This is a genomic window from Oceanobacillus profundus (genome assembly GCF_003515705.1).
GTDB classification, from domain to species: Bacteria; Bacillota; Bacilli; order Bacillales; family Amphibacillaceae; genus Oceanobacillus; species Oceanobacillus profundus.
In genome coordinates this window covers 1-23,937 of the sequence record NZ_QWEH01000026.1, presented here as the reverse complement: position 1 = coordinate 23,937, position 23,937 = coordinate 1, and the positions used below count along the sequence as shown (strand labels likewise).

Annotated in this window: 20 protein-coding genes; 3 read left to right on the top strand and 17 right to left on the bottom strand. The window is 37.4% G+C overall.

Translation table 11 applies throughout. The annotated features are described in order from the left end of the window. Positions 1–34 precede the first annotated feature (34 nt). The gene (gene rnz, locus D1B32_RS22145; RefSeq protein ID WP_118890429.1) at positions 35–961 is read left to right on the top strand and encodes a ribonuclease Z; all 927 of its coding nucleotides are present in this window, start codon (positions 35–37) and stop codon (positions 959–961) included. 14 nt (positions 962–975) lie between these two features. After that, on the top strand, positions 976–2,346 hold the full coding sequence (locus D1B32_RS22140; RefSeq protein ID WP_095308876.1) for an aldehyde dehydrogenase: 1,371 nt from the start codon (positions 976–978) through the stop codon (positions 2,344–2,346). A 34-nt stretch (positions 2,347–2,380) separates the two neighbouring features. Here D1B32_RS22140 and D1B32_RS22135 read toward each other — a convergent pair whose 3' ends face one another. Continuing rightward, a complete protein-coding gene (locus tag D1B32_RS22135; RefSeq protein ID WP_095308875.1) occupies positions 2,381–3,634 on the bottom strand; it encodes a DNA polymerase IV in 1,254 nt (417 codons plus the stop codon). A 93-nt stretch (positions 3,635–3,727) separates the two neighbouring features. Continuing rightward, positions 3,728–4,855 (bottom strand): M20/M25/M40 family metallo-hydrolase, encoded by a 1,128-nt coding sequence (locus D1B32_RS22130; RefSeq protein ID WP_118890428.1) that lies wholly within the window; start codon positions 4,853–4,855, stop codon positions 3,728–3,730. 173 nt (positions 4,856–5,028) lie between these two features. Here D1B32_RS22130 and prli42 point away from each other — a divergent pair, with 173 nt between their 5' ends. Continuing rightward, positions 5,029–5,166: a stressosome-associated protein Prli42 gene (gene prli42 / locus D1B32_RS22125; protein WP_095308872.1), complete on the top strand. Its 138-nt coding sequence runs from the start codon at positions 5,029–5,031 to the stop codon at positions 5,164–5,166. 138 nt (positions 5,167–5,304) lie between these two features. Here prli42 and D1B32_RS22120 read toward each other — a convergent pair whose 3' ends face one another. The 15 genes from D1B32_RS22120 to D1B32_RS22050 form a co-directional block, all read right to left on the bottom strand. Then, positions 5,305–6,021 (bottom strand): hypothetical protein, encoded by a 717-nt coding sequence (locus D1B32_RS22120; protein WP_118890427.1) that lies wholly within the window; start codon positions 6,019–6,021, stop codon positions 5,305–5,307. Between the two features lie 167 nt (positions 6,022–6,188). Then, a complete protein-coding gene (gene ftsW / locus D1B32_RS22115; protein WP_118890426.1) occupies positions 6,189–7,307 on the bottom strand; it encodes a putative lipid II flippase FtsW in 1,119 nt (372 codons plus the stop codon). Positions 7,308–7,333: 26 nt separating this feature from the next. Beyond that, positions 7,334–8,482 carry a rod shape-determining protein RodA gene (gene rodA / locus D1B32_RS22110; protein WP_118890425.1) on the bottom strand — a complete coding sequence of 383 codons (1,149 nt, stop codon included), beginning with the start codon at positions 8,480–8,482 and terminating at the stop codon, positions 7,334–7,336. A gap of 45 nt (positions 8,483–8,527) precedes the next feature. Continuing rightward, positions 8,528–9,169 (bottom strand): helix-turn-helix domain-containing protein, encoded by a 642-nt coding sequence (locus D1B32_RS22105; protein WP_118890424.1) that lies wholly within the window; start codon positions 9,167–9,169, stop codon positions 8,528–8,530. 184 nt (positions 9,170–9,353) lie between these two features. Continuing rightward, positions 9,354–10,277, bottom strand: coding sequence for a cysteine synthase A (gene cysK / locus D1B32_RS22100; protein ID WP_118890423.1), 924 nt, complete (start codon positions 10,275–10,277; stop codon positions 9,354–9,356). A gap of 26 nt (positions 10,278–10,303) precedes the next feature. After that, positions 10,304–10,717, bottom strand: coding sequence for a PH domain-containing protein (locus tag D1B32_RS22095; RefSeq protein WP_118890422.1), 414 nt, complete (start codon positions 10,715–10,717; stop codon positions 10,304–10,306). Between the two features lie 355 nt (positions 10,718–11,072). Continuing rightward, complete coding sequence (locus tag D1B32_RS22090) at positions 11,073–11,936, bottom strand: 5'-3' exonuclease (protein ID WP_118890421.1); 864 nt, start codon at positions 11,934–11,936, stop codon at positions 11,073–11,075. A gap of 15 nt (positions 11,937–11,951) precedes the next feature. Beyond that, positions 11,952–15,581, bottom strand: coding sequence for a dynamin family protein (locus tag D1B32_RS22085; protein WP_118890420.1), 3,630 nt, complete (start codon positions 15,579–15,581; stop codon positions 11,952–11,954). Between the two features lie 244 nt (positions 15,582–15,825). Then, a complete protein-coding gene (locus D1B32_RS22080) occupies positions 15,826–17,355 on the bottom strand; it encodes an acyl-CoA carboxylase subunit beta (protein ID WP_095308861.1) in 1,530 nt (509 codons plus the stop codon). A 15-nt stretch (positions 17,356–17,370) separates the two neighbouring features. Further along, entirely contained in the window at positions 17,371–18,153 is a 783-nt protein-coding gene (locus D1B32_RS22075; protein WP_095308860.1) for an enoyl-CoA hydratase, read from the bottom strand. A gap of 224 nt (positions 18,154–18,377) precedes the next feature. Continuing rightward, positions 18,378–18,590, bottom strand: coding sequence for an acetyl-CoA carboxylase biotin carboxyl carrier protein subunit (locus D1B32_RS22070; protein ID WP_095308858.1), 213 nt, complete (start codon positions 18,588–18,590; stop codon positions 18,378–18,380). A gap of 23 nt (positions 18,591–18,613) precedes the next feature. Further along, positions 18,614–19,954, bottom strand: a complete 1,341-nt coding sequence (locus D1B32_RS22065) for an acetyl-CoA carboxylase biotin carboxylase subunit (protein WP_118890419.1) — start codon at positions 19,952–19,954, stop codon at positions 18,614–18,616. 10 nt (positions 19,955–19,964) lie between these two features. Further along, complete coding sequence (locus D1B32_RS22060; protein ID WP_118890418.1) at positions 19,965–21,599, bottom strand: AMP-binding protein; 1,635 nt, start codon at positions 21,597–21,599, stop codon at positions 19,965–19,967. Positions 21,600–21,623: 24 nt separating this feature from the next. Continuing rightward, a complete protein-coding gene (locus D1B32_RS22055) occupies positions 21,624–22,766 on the bottom strand; it encodes an acyl-CoA dehydrogenase family protein (RefSeq protein ID WP_095308853.1) in 1,143 nt (380 codons plus the stop codon). Between the two features lie 42 nt (positions 22,767–22,808). Then, positions 22,809–23,435, bottom strand: coding sequence for a TetR/AcrR family transcriptional regulator (locus D1B32_RS22050; RefSeq protein ID WP_095308851.1), 627 nt, complete (start codon positions 23,433–23,435; stop codon positions 22,809–22,811). Positions 23,436–23,937: the final 502 nt, after the last annotated feature.

Sequence of the window (23,937 nt, the reverse complement as noted above, 5' to 3'; positions counted from 1 at the left end):
TAGCACGAAACGGAATGTTAGATGGAGGTTTATTATGGAAGTAATATTTCTTGGTACAGGCGCAGGGGTTCCTTCTAAAGAGCGCAATGTATCAGCAATAGCATTATCGCTATTACAGGAGTTAAACAGCATTTGGCTGTTTGACTGCGGAGAAGCTACACAGCATCAGATTTTACGGACTAGCATTAAACCTAGAAAAATAAATAAAATTTTCATTACCCACTTACATGGAGACCACATTTATGGTCTGCCTGGTCTTTTAAGCAGTCGCTCCTTTCAAGCTGGAGAAGGATTATTAACCGTATACGGCCCTAAAGGAATCTCAGAATATATTCATACATGCTTAGACATCAGTGGTACACATCTCAACTATCCACTAAAAACAGTAGAAATTAATGAAGGCATTATTTTAGAAGATGAAAAGTTCACTGTCCATGCTAAACTGCTGGATCACGGTATTCCAAGTTATGGATTCCGCATAACAGAAAAAGATAAAACCGGCGAGCTACTCGTTAACAAACTAATGGATACCGGGATTGAACCAGGGCCAATTTATAGTCAAATTAAAAACAATAAAATGGTACAATTAGAAGACGGCCAAACTTTATATCAAAAAGACTTTATCGGTCCTAAAAAAGAAGGACGGGTTATTTGTATACTTGGCGACACACGAAGTCAAAAGGACTATGGTGAGTTCGTTGAAGGCGCCGATTTACTAATCCACGAAGCTACTTTTACGAGTGATAAAGCAGAGTTAGCACAAAGCTACTTTCACTCCACGAATACAGAGGCTGCAACACTTGCTGCTAGAAGTGGTGTAAAACAGTTACTATTAACACATATTTCTTCGCGTTATCAAACAGAAGATGATCAACAAATAATTGAGGAAGCTCGGGAAATTTTTTCCGAGACCTATCTAGCAAAAGATTTTTCCCGGTTTCTTATAGCAACCAAAAACTAGAGGAGCGTTTTTTTATGGAATACATCGAAACAATTGTAAATAATCAACGAGCTTTTTTTCAAAACGGAAATACCGTAGATTATACTTTTCGCAAAGATAGATTAGAAAAGCTAAGAGAAATGCTAAAAAAGCATGAAAGCAAAATCTATATGGCATTGAAAAAGGATTTAAATAAATCGAAACATGAAACATTAACAACGGAACTTGGGTTTCTTTACTCTGAAATTGATGTAGCTATTAAAAATCTCAGGTACTGGATGGCTGCCGAGAAAGTGCCTTCCCCAATTACACATAAGGGCTCCAAAAGTTATATTATGAAAGAGCCTTATGGAGTAGTGTTAGTGATTTCACCTTGGAATTACCCGTTACAGCTAGCTTTAGCCCCTGTTGTCGGAGCAATCGCTGCCGGAAACTGTGTTATTATAAAACCGTCAGAGCATGCAAAAGCAACTTCCATGCTTCTGGCAGATATGATAGAGGGCGCATTCGATAGTTCGTACGTAACCGTTATTGAAGGTGGACAGGAAGTAAGTACTGCATTATTGAAACAACGTTTTGATTCAATTTTCTTTACTGGTAGTTCAGAAGTTGGAAAAATCGTCATGCGTGCGGCAAGTGAGCATTTAACACCAGTTACACTTGAGCTTGGTGGTAAGAGCCCAGCTATTGTTGATGAGGATGCAAATATTAACCTTGCAGCGAAAAGGATTATTTGGGGGAAATTTACAAACGCTGGGCAAACCTGCGTTGCCCCAGATTATGTATATGTCCATGAGTCCGTTAAGTTTAAGCTGCTTAAGGCAATGAAAAAGTATATCAAATCATTTTACGGGAAAGATCCACTTCGGAACAGTGATTATACGAAAATCATCAATGAAAAGCATTTTAATCGTCTTGAAGCATTCCTGACAGATGGCACGGTATTACATGGCGGTAATTCAGACCGGGAATCACTCATGATTGAACCGACGATATTGGACAAAATCACCTGGGAAGACTCTGTTATGAAATCAGAAATTTTCGGACCGATTCTGCCTGTGCTCACATTCACAAATATTGAAGATACACTTTATAAAATTAAAAAAATGGAAAAACCACTTGCACTATACTATTTTGGTGATAATGAAAAAATGCAGCAGCAAGTTATGGAGTATGTTTCCTTCGGTGGTGGATCCATAAATGATACATTATATCACTTAGCAAATCCTCACCTTCCATTTGGAGGAGTTGGTAATAGCGGAATAGGGGCTTATCATGGGAAACACAGCTTTGATACCTTCTCCCACAAGAAAGGTATCTTAAAACAAACAACAAAATTCGATTTACCTTTCCGTTACCCTGGAAGCAAACTAGCAGAAACAGTAGTGAAAAATATGATAAAATAGCATGCAAAATCCCGCACCTTTAAGGTTGCGGGATTTACTTTTTATAGTCATCGAGAAAGTCTTTTTGAAAACTTGTTCTCGGCTGTGCATTATCTTTTTTTTCGTTACCTTCCAATTGCTTGAAAGGATTTTTCCCATATTTTTCTGCCAAATCATCAATAACAGCGTAAAGTTTCTCTTTTTTTGCTTCATTCTCATAAGTAAATAGGTCAAGCTGCTGGCCAAGCTGCTGTTTTTCCTCTACATCTTGAACCGTAATCCCTAATAGACGTATTGGCTCCCCATTCCAATGCTGTTCGAATAATTCATTCGCTATAAAAAGAATATCCGCCTTCTGATCAATGTACGTTTGCAGCTTCCTGCTTCTTGTAATGGTTTTACGATCATGATAGCGAATTGTAATTTGCACACTTCTTCCGGCTGCGTTTTTACGTTTCATTCTCCTTTCCACATTATCTGCCAGCAGACGCATTAAGCTGTTAATCTCATTCCAGTCTATCGTGTCATCTGGTAAGGTTTGTGAACTTCCAATACTTTTAAATTCATAAATTGCATCAGGATCAACAGGTCTTAAATCGATACCATTCGCTCTGTTTTTCAATCGCTCTCCATTAATCCCAAGCAACTGCTTCAGCTCATAGACATCCTTTTTAGCTAAATCTCCAATTGTTTCAACATGAATCGTATTTAATTTATTCGCTGTTTTTTCTCCAATACCGTACATTTCTCCAACTGGTAAAGGCCATAATGTTTGGTCTAGCTCTCGCTTTCGCAAGACCGTTATTCCCAGTGGTTTTTTCATATCCGATGCCATTTTAGCTAAAAATTTATTGGGCCCGATTCCAATACTGCAAGGTATATCCAATTCATTTAAAATGCTTTGCTGGAGATTTTGTGCAATTTCCAGCGGCGTTCCTAGTGCATCTGTATCTGTAACATCCATATACCCTTCATCAATCGAAACAGGCTGAACATAAGGAGTAATTTCAGCAAGCATTTTAAAAATTTCTTTAGAAGCAAGCCGATAACGATCAAAATTAGGCTTCATAATAATAAGCTCTGGACAAAGCTTTCTTGCTTGCCAAATTGTCATCGTTGTTTTTACGCCTTTTGCTCTTGCTTCGTAGCTGCTTGTCACGATAATTCCTTTGCGCTCCTCAGGGTTTCCAGCGATAGCTAGTGGCTTTCCTTTTAAATTCGGGTTATAAGCCATTTCAACTGATGCATAAAAGCAATTCATATCAATATGAAAAATGACTCTTCCTTTTTTCTGTTCAGAAATTGCCATTATTTATTCCATCCTTTGTTAGCATTGTTACTCTAGTATATCATAAATAGAAAGACCTCCTATGTGTTGACGACACATAGGAGGTTGACTATTCTAGCTATTGGCTGCCTCTTTTATTATTGCGGTAACGAGTTCGGCTACTTTGACTAGATCAGCCACAGCAATGCGCTCGTTTGTTGTGTGTATCCCTTCATAACCTACTGCTAAGTTTACGGTTGGGATACCAAAACCCGCGATTACATTCGCGTCACTTCCCCCACCGCTTTTTAGCAGTTTACTTTCTCGACCAATTGATTCAGCAGCTTGACGAGCTACTTCTACTACTTGGTCACCAGCCCGTTGATTGAAACCGGGATACATTACTTTCACATTAACCTCAGCAGATCCGCCATATTCTGCTGCAGTGTTTTCAAAAGCCTCTTTCATTTTAGCTACTTGGGCTTCCATTTTTTCAGGTACGAGTGATCTTGCTTCTGCGAGGATTTCAACATGGTCCACAACGATATTCGTTTGTTTCCCACCTTCAAATCGACCGATATTAGCCGTCGTTTCCTCATCAATTCTTCCGAGCGGCATCTTCGAAATAGCTTTTGCAGCAAGTGTTATCGCTGATATACCTTTTTCAGGCTCTAATCCTGCATGTGCTGTTTTCCCTTTAATAACAGCAAACACCTTTGCTTGTGTCGGTGCAGCTACAACGATATCACCAACTTCACCATCACTGTCAAGCGCATAACCATATTTAGCTTTAATGCGAGAGCGGTCTAACTCTTTCGCTCCGACTAAACCAGATTCTTCTCCAACCGTTATGACAAATTGGATATCCCCATGCTGAATATTATTTTCTTTTATAACACGTATTGACTCCAACATAGCTGCAAGGCCTGCTTTATCATCCGCTCCTAAAATAGTCGTGCCATCTGAAGTAATGTAGCCGTCCTTAATTGATGGTTGTATTCCTCTTCCAGGTACAACGGTATCCATGTGGGATGTGAAGTAGATGGTATCAGCGCCCTCCACATTTCCTTTTAATGTGCAAATTAGATTCCCTGCACCATGGCCGGTCATGTCTTTGCTTCCATCTTCGTACACTTCTACACCTAGGTTTATAAATTTATCTTTTAATACTTCAGCAATTTCCGTTTCAAATTTCGTCTCGGAATCAATTTTTACAAGCTCGATAAATTCTTCTACTAATCTTTCTTGATTTACAGTTATCATATAAAATCCTCCTATCCTAATATATAGGCTACTATAAGTTGAGCATTTTTTACAGCGAGATATTCCAATCCATTTCTAATGAAAAACAGGTAGGCTCTTTTTATGACTTGTCCATAATAGGTTTTCAAGTTAAAATATTCAATAGGAATGTGTTTTTAGAAGGAGGTTCTCTAATGGCTGCAAATTCAAATTATAAATCAGCTCCAAGAAAAAAATCAAAACGTGAACGAAGAAATAAAATTATTGTTTATATCATGATTATTTTAATGCTCGTGTCGACCTTGACTGCTGGATTGGCATTTATCATCTAATTTGATAAAGGCATTTTTTAGGAAAGTGTTTTGCTTCCTTGGAAAGCAAGTTTTCTTCCTCTGCTATACTGATGCAGATATCAAAAGTGTCATACCTTCCTATCTGCCAAACAGGCTGGATTTTTCCAGCCTGTTTTTTTATGATGAAGCTTTAAATGGGTAGATTTGAAGTTCCTTTGCTTGTTCAAAGTGCTCCGAAATAATTTCATCTAAAAGCTGCTCCGCATCTTTATTCGCTATATCAATGTCTAGCTTTTCAGCTGATTGAATAATCTTTGCCTCATATATCTCATTTTTAATTTCATGTACTTCTTTTCCTTTTGTCATAATTCCTAATTTTGCCGCTTTCTTTGTTAGCGCAGCTTTCCTAATTTCAGTTTTTAATGCGTTAGAATCCTTTCCTTGCACAGAAACTCCTAGCTCAATTGCTTTTTGCTTCATTAGAATTTCATGCACTTCCCGAGCCAATGCATCCGGCTCTTTCCCCTTCATCTCAACATCAAGTTCTTTAGCTTTTTCTATTACTTTAGCATGATAAATTTCCTCTTTTAATTCTTCCGTTGATTTCCCCTCTGATTCAATATCTAACTTCTTAGCAGCTTGAAGAACCATTGCCTCATATATTTCCTTGGCAAGTGTTTCATCGTCCTTCCCCGCCATATCAATCCCTAATTCTTTAGCGTGCAGCTTTAACAATGCTTTACTTTTGAAAAAACGCTTATCCGTTTCCTGTTTTTCATTGTGATTGCCAAACGATTTCCAAACCACATCCTCATGGAAGGAAGCTGAAATACTTGGCATCTGCCAAATCATACCAGTCATAAATACGGCTGTTAACAAGATTTTTTTCATCATTCTTTATAAACACCCTTTCATTATTTTTGCCATTCTATAGGTTGCCCAGTTGAGGTTGAAAATAAATGACTTTTTATAAAGTTGTGAGACGCATGATAACAAAATAAAAAAGCTTTATCGGTATAGAGAATTACCCAAAACCAATAAAGCAAAATCGTATCCCTATATTAGCCAGCACCTTTAGTTAAAGTAGATATGTTAACCAAAATACCGGCAGAAATTAGTGTAAATAATAAAGAAGATCCTCCGTAGCTTACGAGTGGCAACGTGATACCTGTAATTGGAAGCATTCCAGAAACCGCACCTAAATTAAAAATGGCTTGGATCATAATTTGAAATGTAATCCCTATCGCCAATAGCTTTGGAAACATATCTTTACAATCCTTCGCAATCCTTATTCCTCGAAGCATGATGAACAAATAAGAACCCAAAACAATAATCAGGCCAAATACTCCTATTTCCTCCAAAATAATAGCCATAATGAAATCCGTATGAGCCTCTGGTAAATAACCTAATTTCTGAACACTGTTACCAAGACCTGCTCCCCATATTCCACCTGTTCCAATAGCAATATAAGAGTTCACAAGTTGGTAGCCTGAACCTAAATGGTTTTCAAACGGATTTAAAAAGGAGGTAATGCGCTCAAAACGGTAAGCTGATGTAAAAGCGAAATAAATAACTCCAATTAATCCAACACTGCCTAAAATAAACAAATGAATTTTTCTTACGCCGGAACAAACGACAATTATTCCGCATACGAATAAAATTAATGCAGCGGATCCTAAATCAGGTTGTTTCAATATTAATAAAAACATAACCCCCAAAATTAATAGCGGGGGTAAAACACCTTTTTTAAACTGATTGATATAGGCTTGCTTCTGTGAATAAAAATAAGCAAAATAAATGATCATGAATAACTTGATCGGCTCAGTAGGCTGAAAAACAAACCCTCCAAGTTGTATCCATCTCTGTGAATTATTACGTTCAACACCAATTCCAGGCATTAAGATAATGATTAGCAATAAAATGGACATGAATATGAAAGCTGGGCTTAACTTACCATAAAGCCGGTAAGGCAAAATTGCTGCAATAGAAAAAAAGAACAGGCCGATCAGCAACCATTGAATCTGTCTTGAAAAAAAATAATTGGCATCTCCATAATGGACATATGAGATTGGGTAACTAGCGCTATATACCATGATTACACCAAACCCAGCCAATAATAAAATGCTGATTAGCAATGAATAATCTATTTTTCTAAATTTGTTTCTAATAAAAGTTGCCATGATTACCACCATATCTTTCAGATGAATTAAACACCATCACTAAATATATATTTTTTAGACCGCATACGAACACTGCAAACTAAGCCTAATGCAATCATGTTCGTTATTAGAGCGCTTCCCCCATAACTAATCAATGGTAAAGCAAGCCCTGTTATTGGCATTAGACCGATTGTCATAGCTATATTTTGAAATACTTGAAAGGCAATTAAACCAATAGCCCCTACACATATATAAACACCAAGCAAAGTGTTCGATTTGTGAGCAATTTTTAAAATCCGATAAAACAATAAGAAATATGTAAAGAGAAGTAAACTTGCACCTACAAATCCGAAATCCTCACCAATTACAGCAAAAATAAAGTCGGTATGCGCTTCAGGTATTTTCCCCATATTTACCTGTACACCTTGATTAAACCCAGTACCAGTTAATTGCCCCGATCCAATACCTAGCATTGATTGCTTTAGTTGATATCCATATCCCGAAGAATATTTATCTGGACTTATCCAAGCATAAATCCTCCCAAGCTGATGCGGCTTAAAAATTTGTGTAAATAGATCATTTTTGTACGTGTAAAGATACATAAGAAATCCAATAGCACTTGTCATAACCGTAACACTTAACATAATCATCTTAAACGAGATACTGGAAATAAAAAATAAAGTTAAAGCAATGGAGATTATTATTAGAGAAGAGCCCAAATCAGGCTGTGTATAAATGAATAAGATAGGAATAATGGTTATGATGCCGATTCTTATTACTACCGGAATACTCTTTTTGAAGGAAATTCTATCTTCACCTATTTTTTTCAAATATACAGCTAGATACACGAGCAAGAATATTTTCATAAATTCTGATGGCTGCAATTCAATGAAACCTAGGCTAATCCATCGTTGTGATCCGTTCTTTTCTACACCAAATAAATGAACCAGCAGTAAAGAAAAGACCCCGATCCAATATAGTGGTTTTGCCAATTTCTCCAACAGCTCATAATCAAAAGCTGCTACTCCAAACATGATTGCTATCCCGATGCAGTACCAGATAATTTGCCGAAGCACATAGTATCCTGATTCCCCATATTGTCCAGACCCACTGTACACAGCGAAACAACTAAAAATTAAAAGAACTAAAATAATGAATAATAACTGATAGTCTAATAGACTATTTTTTTTCTGCATGTTCTAACCTTTTACCCTTTCAAAAATTTAAAACAAAAAAGCATCTTAAAATTTCAATAGAAACATTGTATATTTAACAATTAGTACATCATCAAGAAAACCGATAGCAAACATATAATCAGGAATCATATCAATCGTCAAAATAAAATAAATCAAAGCTCCACCCAAAAGTGTAACCTCTGTTTTTGTACCCTTTTGCAGACGAAATCGATGGTACATGTCTTCCAATTGCTGAACAAACGAATTTGCAGAGCCAGCTTTTTTAAGCTTTTCTTTAAAGCTTGTAATAATCATTCTTCGCCCCTCATCAGTTTGACTATATTCCTGATGTACTTTTAATTCTTGCTCGATATTTTCCATTGTCAGTCTTTCCTCTTCAATCTGATATGCGGCAAGTAATTTTTTGGTATATTTAAGCTCCTCCTCAACACCAGTACGATTTTCTTCTTCGTTATCTTTTGAACGATAACCAGCAGCTTCAATTAAATCGACTACTGGAACTTCAAGGCTTTTGGCAAAGTTTTCTAAATGATTTAAATTAGCTTTTCTTTTCCCATTAATAATTCGTGATATTGTTGCTGTGTCAATATCCGTCAACTTACTTAAATGACGCATTGACATTGATTTATCCTGTAACAATTCTCTTATTCGTTTACCTAATTTATTATTTGCACTTTTTATGTCCATTCTCTCATCCTCTCTATCAATCAATAATCATATTAAATTCTGTGTTTGAGGATACACATTATGTTGTACTATACCTTCACGTTGACAAAATGTCAACACAAGGGTCAACGGTTTTTAAGGCATAATTAAGAGACCCTTGAACTTTTCAAGGGTCTCTATCACGATAAGATATTAACAATGATTATTAAACGCCATCGAAAAGATTCATACTTAAATAGCGTTCACCTGTATCAGGCGCAATACAAACTACTCTTTTTCCTTCACCTAGCTTTTTAGCCACTTCTATTGCAGCATAAACTGCTGCCGCACCAGAAGGCCCAATAAAAATACCTTCTTCCTGTGCCAATCTCCGTAATAAACCAATCGCTTCTTCATCGCTGATTTGAATAATTTCGTCATACACACTTGTATTCAATATATCTGGTATAAAACCAGGACTGGTTCCGACTAATTTATGCTTGCCCGGCTTCCCTCCCGAGAGGACTGGTGATCCTTTTGGCTCTACAACTGCTATATGAATTCCAGGAATTTTCTGCTTTAATGTTTCGCCAGTTCCGGTTACTGTCCCTCCAGTTCCAGCTGTACAGACGAATGCATCCAGTTCCCCATCGGTCTGCTCCATAATTTCCAGCGCAGTTGTCGTTCGATGAATATCCGAATTGGCAGTGTTTTCAAATTGCTGCGGGATAAAGCTTCCAGGGATTTCCGCTTGTATCTCCAGTGCCTTTTTAATGGAACCTGGCATCTTCTCTTCACTTGGAGTTAATACAACCTCTGCACCATAAGCTTTTAAAATATTCCTTCTTTCCATTGTACTATTATCGGGCATGACGAGTATTGCTTTATACCCTTTAGCAGCTGCAGTCATCGCAAGGCCAATTCCTGTATTTCCGCTCGTCGGCTCAATAATCGTGTCTCCAGGCTTAATAAGTCCCTTCTCTTCTGCAACTTTAATCATATTAGCTGCTGCACGATCTTTCACACTCTTACTTGGATTAAACATTTCCAGCTTAATATAAATATCTGCTGCGCCCTCCGGAACTAGCTTATTGAGCTTTACTAATGGCGTATTACCGATTAATTCTGTTACATTATGTACTACTTGCATAATTAACCTCTACTTTCCATTCTGAATTATTTATTTAGTAACCTAGTATCAAGTGAAATATCTGGATTCATATCCGTAATAACCTCTAAAAATCGATCTTGATTTTGTGGAGAAATCGAAAATATATCATACCTTCCACATCTAATTTGAATACGATCCATCGATAGTGCTGGCGCTGTTAAAGGTGACTTCGATTTCATGATAACTTCAATCTCATTTATTTTTATTGTTTGGCGGATTGGACCATAATGAATTTTAATTTTTCCACCCTCTATTTTATAACCAGTTTTAAACCAAAACCATAAAAGAAATAGCCCTAAAAGCAGCATGATAAAAGCGGAAATCAGCTGTGCTTTTATTAGTGGTGTGATAAATCCGAGCAAAGCAATTCCCCAGATTACAATCGTTAACCATTTATCCTTTTTCGAAGGGAAATACATTCCATTTCCTCCTCCACTACGTAGTACTTAAATAATTATTGTTTTGTAATCTTTATTATAGACATTTCTTGCAGCCATTACCATTATTTATATCTAATGAAAATCTTTGATCTTACTTCATTACAAATAATTTCTTTATAACGAACTATCCAGAAAAATAGTTTGTTTCTTAATAAAGAACGAATTTGGTTTAAAACATTCCAACCCCGCTTAACTACAACAGAAACCATTTTCTTCAGAGAAATAAATACCCCAGCTTTTTTGTTATATACCCCACTGCCGTATACCGGAAATGTAAAAGGTCAAAAAAATCCCCTGTATATTTGCATACAGAGGATTGATTCGAAATAAAGCTTTATATTAATTTTGCTAAATTTTTAAATTCTAATTCCTCAAATTTCATTGAAACTCTATCTTTATCATATTTCCATAATGCCGTGTCTAATGAACAGCTGATTGGAACATCACATTTAATCCGAGCTAATGACCTTGATAAGTGAAGCATGTCCAAATTGTTGTTAATTTTTGTTTGAACACCTTTTGGAAGCTTATCTATATTATCTAGCAAATTATCAATTGTTTCATATTCCTGCAAGAGCTTTAATGCCGTTTTTTCGCCAATGCCTTTAACACCTGGATAGTTATCAGCGGTATCACCCATTAGTCCTTTTAAATCAATAATTTGCTCTGGAGAAATTCCCTTTTTCTCATAAAAATTATGACGATCAAACACTTCGTAGTTTCCTTGTCCTTTTTTCATGATCGCAACACGGATGCCCTCATCAACAAGCTGCAGTATGTCCTGATCACCAGTAAGAATTATTACTTCATCTGTTTTGCTATAGATGCGCGCGAGAGTTCCAATACAATCATCTGCTTCAAAGTTTACTAAACCAATGTTTGGCATATCAAATGCTTCCACTACTTCTTTAACCAAATCGAATTGTGGAATAAGTTCTTCTGGCGGCGCATCTCGGTTTGCTTTATAGCCTTCATACAACTCTGTACGAAAAGTCTTGCTGCCCATGTCCCAGCAGCATATTACATGTGATGGTTTAAATGTATCGACTGCATCTAAAAAGTAACGCATAAATTGATAAATACCATTTGTGGGAATTCCTTTACTCGTTCGCATGAAGTTCCCTCTAAAAGATGTTGCAAAAAAGCCACGAAACAAAAGGGCCATTCCATCAACGAGCAATACATTTTTTTTATCCATATTTTAACACTTCCTCTAATGCTTTATAATCGACTTTAACTGTTTCTGCTTTTCTAGCAGAACTGGTATATCCACTGTAGATTGCAGCATTTTTAAATAATTATCTACTTGCAAGTGGGCATTTCGTTCCGCTTGCGCACGAATATTTTCAACAAGGCTATCCAATTGATTTTGGTAAGAGCTTTGCATGAAAGAATGATTTGTATCTAAATATTGCTGTGCACAAGGTTTTATTATAGCATACATCTGTTCCTTCATAAATTCTTTTTCATTTTTTTCAAAGAAAGCTTTCGTGCCTTTGTACTTAGAAAATACAGCATTAAATTGATTGGAATCAATGTCAGATAAACCTTTTTGAAAGGCTGGTGTATCAATTTCCAGCTGTTTCATATCTGGCAGTTCAAATAATGAATCGCTCTCTACACTTTTACCGGCCAAAGCCTGGAAGAATTCATTTAATTGCTCGTGCATATAGGACTCTATTCGAAGCGACACAGCTTGCAGCTCTTGATGAAGCTCAAAAGCAATGTATTCGAGCAAATTATCCAAGCTTTCTCTTAGCTGATTTTGTGCTTTCTTCCCTGATTCGGTAATGGTTGTCGGATTATACATTTCTTTGAACATATCATGAAAACGAATTGATAGTCTTTCTAAAACATAAAACAATTGCTTTTCTATTTTTTGAGCAATTTGGTCCTGATAAACTGAAGCATCATAGGCATTAATTTCTGATACCAGTTTATTTGCCTTCGTTTTTATATCATTTGCCCTAGTTTCTTTCTCCTGATGGTCCATGTTTATGGATTGGATATAATTATCTAGTGTGTGGCTCGTTCTTCCCATATCACGAATTGCTGATTCAATTGTAAGAGACGAAAGGTCATGATATATAAACTGGTAAAAATCAGCTTCCAGTTGCTGCATTTGTTTGTTAAGCGATTGTTTTGCTATTTTTTGTTCCAATGATGTTTTGCTTGAAACCGGGTAGAGCCTTGGAAGTCGGATACCTAATTGTAATAATTGTCCTTGCACATAATCCGTTACGAGTTTTAATTCTGCTTCGTCAGCGGCTAAATCCGACGCATTGACAATAAAAAACATTTTATCTAACTGAAATGCTTCTTTTACACGTCCTAATTGCATCAAAAAGTCTTTATCTGCGCGTGATAAAGCGTGGTTATAATAGGTTACATAAAGAATTGCATCTGCATGCTTAATATACTCGAAGGCAACGTTCGTGTGCCGTGCATTAATGGAATCTGCTCCTGGTGTATCAACAAGTGTAATCCCTTCTCTTGTAAGTGCACAATCATAATATAGGCTAATGGATTCGATATAACAAGCTTTCGTCTCGTCTGTTACATAGCTTGCAAACTGTTCAAGGTTAATCGTAATATCTTTCCCGATAAAGTTTCGATGGACCTCGTAACCTTTTAACATAGCATGTAAATAAGCTTGATACATCTTGTTTAATTGCTCACTCTTCTCAAGTTCATTTGCTTTAACCCATTCAATTAGTTCGTCAAACTCTGAACCTTTTGGTGATAACTTCTTTGTAATCATTTGTAAGTCTCGGGCTAACATTGCTTGATCTTTTAAGGTAACGACAACAGTACCGTGCGGGTGTTTATCATTAACAGGGCAAATTCTGTTCACTGTTGCAGTTGTTGGGTTTGGTGAGACAGGCAATACTTTCTCACCCATCAACGCATTTGCAAACGATGATTTACCAGCACTAAATGCCCCGAATAGAGCTATCGTATAGGAGCGGTTTCTCAGTCGATTTGCTTTCTCCGATAAGTCTGTCTTTAAAGACTCAAATCCTGGCAACTCACGAATCAGTTTTATCGTCGATTCAATGCTCTCAACGACATCCTCCATTTTCATTTCCTTCGTAAAACCATTATTCTTGAAATCCTTTTCGCTAGGTTTATTGTATTCTCTAGTCGAGACTGTCCTTTTGTCTGCCACTACCCTAATTGGTTTGGGCTTCCTTTCTAATGCTTGCTTAACTAATTCCCATCCGGACGCATCAACTTTTGGTTCACTATATTGTCTCTCTAACTTCGCATATGCTGCTTGCCATTCTGATTGCAGCTGCTTTATTGTTTCACTTATATTCTGTTGTTTTTTGAAATGAGTAAAATTATGCTCATGGACTCTCTTTGCATCCTCATTCTTTTTAACAATTAATGATTGCATAACATGCAATTGTTTTCTTGCAAGCTGTTTATAAATGCTTTTAATATTTGCCGATACATCATTCGTATAATTTAATACATAATCTCCATTCACTTTCGCACCAGGCTTCATTAATTGCAGTAGATGGTCAAGCTCGTATGTAACCACCATCCCATTAATTTCATTTTGAAGGGAAGTATCATGTATAGCATATTTTTTCAACAATACTAGTAGCTTATCGCGAAACTTCCATTCAATAGACTTGTGCATGTTTTCTTTTAATAGATCGAGAAATTGTTCTGCTCGTGTATTTTTTTCCTCTTTCGTTTTCTTTTTCGATGCAAATAGCCCGACCTTAAAATCGGATTGCTGTGATTCTAAAAATAATTGTGCTTTATCCCTAAGATTTGCTGGCATCAAATAGGCATTATTTAATGTTTGTTGCAGCTCTTCCAAAAATTCCTGCTCAAATTTTATCGGTTCATTCTCTAGGTATAATAATTTTTCTTCTGTTGCTTCAAGTTCATCTAAATACGAATCATCGGATCTCGTCGCTTCACCGGCTGTTAGATCATCAATCAGGGATTCATATTTTGTTGCAAGAAATGACCGGTGCTCATCCATTACTTGTCGTACGGATTGTTGAATATGAAGATATTTTGGACGGTCTGGCCCCATCATAATAAATATTTTTTCTTTGATTTGCTCAAATGCGTTATGCGCTATATTCGGTTCTTTTAGTGAAGTATAATAGATATTATTTGGCTTTAAGTTCCATTGATCAAACGTTTGTTTAATACTTTTGTCGAACGATACAAAACGTAGTTCCTGTTCATCATGCTTGTCAATTTGGTTAATAACAACAAAATAAGGCAATTTTTTCTCTTGAATTGACTTCAAGAATTGTAAATTAACCTCTGATTGTACATGATTATAATCCATCACATAAAATAAAACGTCAGCTAAATGTAAGGATGCCTCTGTCATAATTCGATCTGCATCATCTGCAGCATCAATACCAGGTGTATCAATAAGTGCAGATCCAACAGGTACGATTTGTTTACCAGTGCTTATTTCTATTTTTTTAATTGCCTCTTTATCCTTTGAATATTCCTTAATCATTTCAATATCATATGGTTCTTTGTATTCAACAGGCTGCTCTGTCGTAAAAAACACCCTTGCAACAGCATCACCTGAAGTAATTTTAACAACGTTTGCACTGGTAGGTATTGGACTCTTCGGTAAAATTTCTTCTTCTAACAATGCATTAATCATCGAAGATTTCCCGGCTGAAAAGTGTCCAGCAAAACTTATTATCAGCTCCTGTTTTTGGTGCTTTTCATAAATGTCAAGGATTTTAGATGCATTTAAATGATCCCCGTTTTGTTTCATCTGGGCATACAAAGCAACTAGCTGTTCTGCATTTAACGACTCTTTTCTATCTTTTACGATCACGGTATTCATGTCCCCTTCTTCCACATCCCAATTTAAAGTCTATTATACGAAATTAGTCATTGGATTGCCACAAATTATAAAAGCGATTTCACAAATAAGGTTATTATTGATTCGCAAAGATAAGTTTGTTTATTAGTTTACATAATATTATTATGGTAATCTAAATGATTAGGAATTCATAGTTAAAAACCTAGAAACATGATTATCTTAGTTTCTAGGTTTTATTTGTCATCTCAATTTTATAATCACCTGTTTATACAGGATATACACCATGCTTTCTTTCGGTGAATGTTACATTTTTAGCTGCATAAACGGAAAAACGGTTCACTAGCTCCTGTCTTAATGTATTTGGATCGATTACGGCATCGATTACCATTTCAGATGCAAGTCGGTAAACATCAATATTTTCTTTATATTCATCTTGCTTTTGTTTAATAAATGCGGCACGATCCTCTTCCGGTAATTGGGCAATTTTATTAGCTTCCACAGCATTTACTGCTGCTTCTGGTCCCATTACCGCAATTTGTGCATTTGGGAAAGCTAAACAGCAATCTGGATCAAACGCTGGTCCTGACATCGCATAAAGACCTGCACCATATGCCTTCCGAACAATGACCGATATTTTTGGTACCGTTACTTCGCTCATCGCTGAAAGCATTTTAGCACCGTGTCGAATAATACCTTGTCTCTCTACCTTTGTTCCTATCATAAATCCTGGTACATCTGTTAAGAATAATAGCGGAATATTAAAGGCATCACAGAGCTGGATAAACTTTGCTGCTTTATCAGCAGAATCCGTAAATAAAACGCCGCCTTTTACGCGTGGCTGGTTTGCGATAATGCCGACAGAGCTGCCCTCAATCCGTGCAAGCCCGGTAATTAATTCAGCTGCAAACTTCTTCTTGATTTCGCAGAAACTGCCTTCATCAATAATTCGGTCAATTAAATCATACATATTAAATGGAGCATTTTGGTTTTCTGGTACGATATCAGTGATCGACTTTTCAAATGCTGGAACAGGTTTCGCTTCAACATTATTCGGCTTCGACCTGAAATTAGCCGGAAAATAGCTTAAATAGTTCTGTGCATAGTGTATTGCCTCTTCTTCCGTCTTCACTAACACATCACCAACACCAGAAACTGAACAATGCATGACTGCACCACCCATTTCCTCCAATGATACCTTTTCTCCGATTACTTTTTCTGCCATTCTTGGTGAACCTAAATACATGGAGGCATTCCCATCAACCATGATCACAATATCACAAAACGCTGGTATATATGCTCCTCCAGCCGCAGATGGTCCAAACAGCAAACATACTTGTGGTACTCTTCCCGATAATTTAATTTGATTATGGAAAATTCGTCCTGCACCACGTCTGCCTGGAAACATTTCGATTTGGTCGGTAATTCTGGCACCTGCAGAGTCTACCAAATAAATCATTGGCAGCTCAAGCTTCATTGCTGTTTCTTGAATCCGCAATATCTTTTCAACCGTTCGCTTCCCCCACGAGCCGGCCTTTACTGTTGAATCATTGGCCATCACACAAACGTCCTGATTGTTGACTTTTCCAATTCCTGTAACAACCCCATCAGATGGTAAATCGTCGTCCAGGCAATTCGCAAAAAATGCATCTTCAATGTTCATCCCGCTATCAAATAAAATCTCTAATCGTTTTCGGACAAAAAGCTTCCCTTTTTCTTCATTGCTTTTATGGTACTTGTCTTTTCCGCCTTTTTCTATTTTACGCATTCTCTCCTGCAATTCTTCTAAATAAGACATGTTGCATCCTCCTCACTAAATACCTTTATATAATGGCTTCCTTTTTTCCTTGAATGCTTGAAGCCCTTCCACTCTATCTACTGTCGGAATGGTTTCCGCATAGCATGCACGTTCAATGTCTAATCCCTCTTTTATATCTGTTTGCGTACCATTATTAATAGCTATTTTCGCCTGTTTTAAAGCAATCGGCCCGTTGGAAGCAATGGTTTTCGCTAACACCAATGCATCTGTTAACAGGTCTGCTTGTTCAGCTGTTTGTTCAACCAGGCCAATAGAGATGGCTTCTGAAGCATCGATTGGTTTCGCAGTAAATATCAAACGCTTAGCATGCCCTGTTCCAATAAGACGAGGCAACCTTTGAGTGCCGCCTGCGCCTGGAATGATGGCTAGAGATGTTTCTGTCAAGCCTAGTTTAATATTTTGTGCAGCAATTCGGATATCACATGAAAGGGCTAATTCTAAACCACCACCATAAGCAGCACCATTAATTGCCGCAATTACGGGCATATTCATCCCTTCAATTGCGGTTACAGTTTCCCCTATGTAACGAACCGCCTTCATTACCTCATCTTCTGACATTCCCTTTCGTTCTTTTAAATCTGCACCAGCGCAAAAAGCTTTCTCGCCTGCCCCCGTAATAACCGTACAATAAATCGATTTGTTTTGGTTAATTTCTTTTATTGCTTCGTTTAATGCAACTAATAATGCATGCGATAGCGCATTCGCAGCTTCTGGTCGGTTCAGCGTTAGGACAGCTACATGCTCCTCATGTATGTTGATCGTAATTAAATCCGACATTTATCCTCATCCTTTAGAAGGTTTATTTTAGGCTTATTTTTATTCTAATCGCAATCATCTGCAGTTCCTTCACAACCTGTCCGTGCCATTTTTATCATGCATTAATGGTCTGTTATACTCCCACCTCTAAACAAGAGGGAAATAATATGTGTGAAGGTGGGAGAGTAAAGACCCCCCACTGAATGAAGTTTCACTTCTATGAAGCAGCCTAGTTATTTTCTAACCTATTCAATAACGGCAAGAACATCTTCATCATTTACAAAATCACCCTCTGCAACTTTTAATTCTTTTACTACCCCAGATGCTTCCGCTGCAATTGGTATCTCCATTTTCATGGACTCAAGTATTACAATATCCTGACCTTCTTCCACTTGTTCTCCTACAGCCACTACAATTTTCCATACATTCCCTGCCATACTCGCTTTCACTTCTTGCATATCCGTATCCTCCTCAGTTTCCTTTATATATGATAGAATTTTTCAATAAAAGCTGTCGTTGTGTTTCCTTTTATAAATTGTTCATGCTGTACAATCTCTTGCAACATAGGAATATTTGTTTTAATTCCATCGATTTTATAACTGGATAAAGCTTCCTTTAATATAGCGATTGCTTCTTTGCGATTAGACCCTTTTACAATTAATTTTCCAATCATTGGGTCATAAAACGGTGTTACATCATAATCGGCAGTCACACCTACTTCATTCCGTATATTCGGTCCCTCAGGTAATTCAATATGAGAAATATGACCTGGTGAAGGGAAGAACGTAACTGGATTTTCTGCATAAATTCTCGCTTCAATCGCATGACCATCTATTTGCAAATCTGTTTGTTTAATTGTTAATGCCTTACCGGAAGCAATGTGTAGTTGCTCTTCCACAATATCAATTCCTGTAATTTCTTCAGTTATGGGATGTTCAACTTGAATTCTTGTATTCATTTCCAAAAAGTAAAAATTTTCTAATTCATCAACTAGAAATTCAATCGTCCCTGCATTGGTGTACTCAAGTGCCTTGACAGCTTTAACTGCAGCTTCGCCCATACGCTGTCTTGTGGATTCTGAAATAAACTGTGACGGAGCCTCTTCAATAACTTTCTGATTTCGACGCTGTATCGAACATTCACGTTCATATAAATGAATTGCATTTCCGTGATGATCTGCTAAAATTTGTATTTCAATATGGCGGGCATTTTCAATTTTCTTTTCCATAAACATGGAACCATCACCGAAAAATGTCTGTGCACGCTTTGAATTCCCTTCAAATGCTTTGGCCAGCTCTTCTTCTGAGTAAACAACCTGCATACCGATTCCGCCACCCCCAGCCGAGGCCTTGAGCATAATTGGATAACCAATTTTCTCTGCCATTTTTACTGCGTCCTCTATCGCCGCAATCGCTTCATCCGTTCCGGGCACAACAGGAATGCCAATTTTATTCATTGCATTTCTTGCCGCTATTTTACTTCCCATCTGCTTTATGACGCTCCCTGTTGGTCCAATGAATATCAATCCTTCTTCCAAACAGCGATTAGCAAATGCTTCATTCTCACTAAGAAAACCATATCCAGGATGAATCGCGCAGGCTTTCGCTTCTTTTGCGACAGCAATTATCCGTTCAACATTTAAATAGCTCTCATTTACACGTGGAGCTCCAACCAAAAAGCTCTGATCCGCCATCGATACATATGGAGCCTCTTGATCTGCTTCTGAATAAATAGCTACTGTTTGAATTCCTAATTTCTTACATGTGCGAATAATTCGTGCTGCAATTTCTCCTCGATTTGCAATAAGCACCTTTTTTATCATATGCTCCCCCCTAGGATTGAAGTTGCTGCATCGCAATCTCTCTTAATTTAAACTTCTGTATCTTCCCGCTAGCTGTCATTGGATATACATCGACAAATTCGATATACTTGGGTATCTTGTGCCTCGATATTTTCCCATTACAATAATCTTTAATTTCTTCGCTTGTTATCTGTTTATTATCCTTTAAAATAATCCAAGCCATGACTTGCTCTCCATATTTTTCATCAGGTACTCCGATTACTTGTACATCTAGAATGTCTGGATGCTGATATAAAAACTCCTCAATCTCTCGTGGGTAAATATTCTCTCCGCCGCGTATAATCATATCTTTCATTCGTCCAGTTATTTCAATATAGCCATTTTTATGCAACACCGCTAAATCACCGGTATGAAGCCAACCTTCCTTATCAATGGCTTCCCTCGTTGCCTCGGGATTATTGTAATAGCCTTTCATCACAAGATACCCTCGAGTTAGCAGCTCACCTGGAACACCGATTTCTTGTTCTGTATCCGTTCCAGGTATAACGATTTTTACTTCCACATTAGGGTGTGGTTTTCCAACCGTATTTACTTTCAATTCAATTGGATCGTCTGTTCTTGTTTGTGATATCACCGGTGACGATTCTGTTTGACCATAAGCAATTGTAATTTCTTTTGCGCCCATTTTATTCATCACATTGGACATTACTTCTACTGGACAAGTTGATCCCGCCATAATACCTGTTCGCAAATGGGACAGATCAAATTCATGAAAACGAGGATGATTTAATTCTGCAATGAACATTGTAGGAACGCCATGAAGTCCCGTGCATTTTTCTTCTGAAACAGCTTGCAATACCTTCTCTGCGTGAAATTGCTCCAGTATAACCATCGTTGTACCTTTGGATACCGCAGCAAGTATGCCTAATACACAGCCAAAACAATGGAAAAACGGTACTGGTATGCATAATCGATCGTTAGGAGTAAGCTTCATGCAATCAGCAATCTGATTGCCGTTGTTGACAATGTTTCGATGTGTTAGCATAACCCCTTTTGGAAATCCAGTAGTTCCTGATGTATATTGCATGTTAATGACATCATCTTCGTTCAGCGATTGTTTCCGTTGCTCTAAATGAACATTATTGATACCATTACCTTTTGCAATGACTTCCTTCCACGTATAGGCATAATGATATTCCGCATCACTAATTACAATGATATTTTTTAAGTTTGGTAATGTTTCTAACCGTAATTTTCCTTTTTCCTGAACTCCTAACTCGGGGCATAGCTGTTTTAAAATATCAACATAGGATGTTCCTTTATAGCTTTCGGCCATTATTAAGGTTGTTGCTTCAGACTGCTTTAGTAAATATGTTAATTCATTCGCTTGATAATTTGTATTTACCGTTACAAGGACAGCTCCCATTTTGCCGGTTGCAAATTGCGATGTAATCCATTCTGGTTTATTATCAGCCCATATTGCTACATTTTCCCCTTTTTGAATACCTAGGGCCATCAATCCTTTTGCGGCTTGGTTGACCATTTCATTAAATTCCGAATATGTTTTCCGTAATTTTAATTCTGGATAGACGATTGCTTCATGATTTGGATATAAATCCACCTGTTTTTCAAGCAACTCACCAACAGTTAAGCCTAATAATGACATGAATTCTCCCCTTTCTAATCTGGACTAGCAGCCTAGTTCTCTAGCAATAACCAATCGTTGAACCTCAGACGTTCCTTCTCCAATTTCTAGTAGCTTTGCATCACGTAAATAGCGTTCCACCTCATATTCACGCATATAACCATAGCCCCCATGAATTTGGATCGCTTGATTTGCTGAGCGGAATGCTGTTTCACTCGCAAACAGTTTGGCATATGCGGCTTCTTTTCCAAAAGGCTTTCCTTGATCCTTTAACCATGCAGCTTTATGCACCATATTTCTTGCAAGCTCAACTTCCATTGCCATATCAGCAAGCTTGAATTGGATCGCTTGGAATTTAGAAATTGAATTACCGAACTGCTTCCGGTCTTTTGCATATGCTAGTGCTTTATCAAGTGATGCTTGCGCTATTCCAAGTCCAAGTGCTGCAATTGAAATTCTCCCTCCATCTAAGGTATAGAGAAATTGATTGAAACCTTTATGTTCTTCTCCCAATACATTTGTTCTTGGCACACGAACATTTTCAAGTACAATTTCAGCCGTATCCGACCCGCGAACCCCCATCTTATCGTAATTGCTCGTTATCGTAACCCCTTTCGTATCTGCAGGAACAATAATTGAAGAGATCATGCTTTTTCCTTGTTCATTTTTACCGGTGACAGCGGTTACAATAATGATTTTGGCAAAGCTTGCATTCGTAATAAAGCATTTTTCACCATTAATGATATAATCTTCTCCATCAATTATCGCGGTCGTTTTCGTTCCTCCTGCATCTGATCCAGCATTTGGTTCGGTTAATCCAAATGATCCAAGCGCTTTCCCTGAAGCAAGGGGCTTTAAATAGGTTTCTTTTTGCTCGTCAGTTCCGAAATAATAGAGTGGACTTGCACCAAGAGAAACTGCCGCAGCATAACTTAATCCAGTACTTCCACATACACGCCCAATCTCTTCCACTGCTAACGCATAAGAAACTGTATCTCCACCAGATCCACCATACTCATCTGGAAACGGAATTCCTAGTAAGCCAAGCTCCCCCATTTGATCAAAAATATCGCTTGGAAATTCTGCTTTCGTGTCAATTTCAACTGCTCTTGGTCGGATGACTTCTTCAGCAAAGTCTCGAACCATCTTCTTAATCATCGCTTGTTCTTTCGTTAATTCGAAATTCATGCTATTCCCCCTCATAAGTTAAGACCGACTAGTTGGTCTGTTTTAGCCATTTCGATTCCCTTTTGCAAAGAATGGCAAGTCTAACAGTATTTCTTTATAATTATCTTTAGAAATCGTTTCTGTTTGGAGAACTGCATGCAAAATTAAATCAACAAAGATATCTCCAATTTCATCCATCGTGTTTGCACCTGATTGCCGGTACCACTTATAAATCCAGTTCACCATTCCTAAGATTGCCATTGTTGTAATTTCAACGGACAGTTCTTCTCGAAACTCACCAGACTTCTTTCCCTCTTCAATTGTTCGCATGACAATTTGTTTGAATTGATCCCTTTTGTCTTTCACTGACCTTTGATATTGTTGCTTTAAATACGTACTCTCCTGATAAAAGACAGAAATATGTGCTTTATACAGGCCGAAAACGTTTACAAATTCTTTCACAATTGCTTTTAATTTTTGGGTTGGTGAATGATGCGTTTCATATGCGTAAATCCCTTTTTCTAATACATGCGTTATAAATGTATCGTGAATTTCAAATAATAATTCATCTTTAGAGGTGAAATGATGATAAAATCCACCTTTAGAAGTACCTACATTTTCAACAATCTGATTCACACTAACTCCATGAAACCCGTATTGTTCAAATAAAATTAAAGACGACTGGATGATTTTATTTCGTAATTCCGTTTATAAGCCCTCCTTCAATAAATTTACTCTTACTTTACCATACTAATCTGAATTTAGAAAGTGTTTTCATAGTTATAAATAAAGTTGGTTCATTGAATTAGATTTGAAAGAAACTCCAAACTAACTTCCCGGCTGTTTGCTTCAAGTATGTGCAATAATCGCCTTCCGGGACCGCTTCGGGCGGATGCTTTCCGTGGGCACGGCTTCAGCCTCTCCGGAAGAAAAACACTTCCTCCGAGTCTTCAGACACGTGCTGTTCCCACTGGAGTCACCGCCCTCCGCTCACCCGGACTGGTAGCGCATCGATATTGTTTTGATTAATTCCACAAGTAATAATTGGTGAGCATATACTAGCGGAGGAAATATACGTAGACTGATATGAACGAAACTGTCAAGTACCCCTTACACTCTTTTGAAAGATATTCTTTTTGACCAACTTTAAGCTAAGAGTCTATGTCTGTATAGGCTCTTTTTTATTTAACTG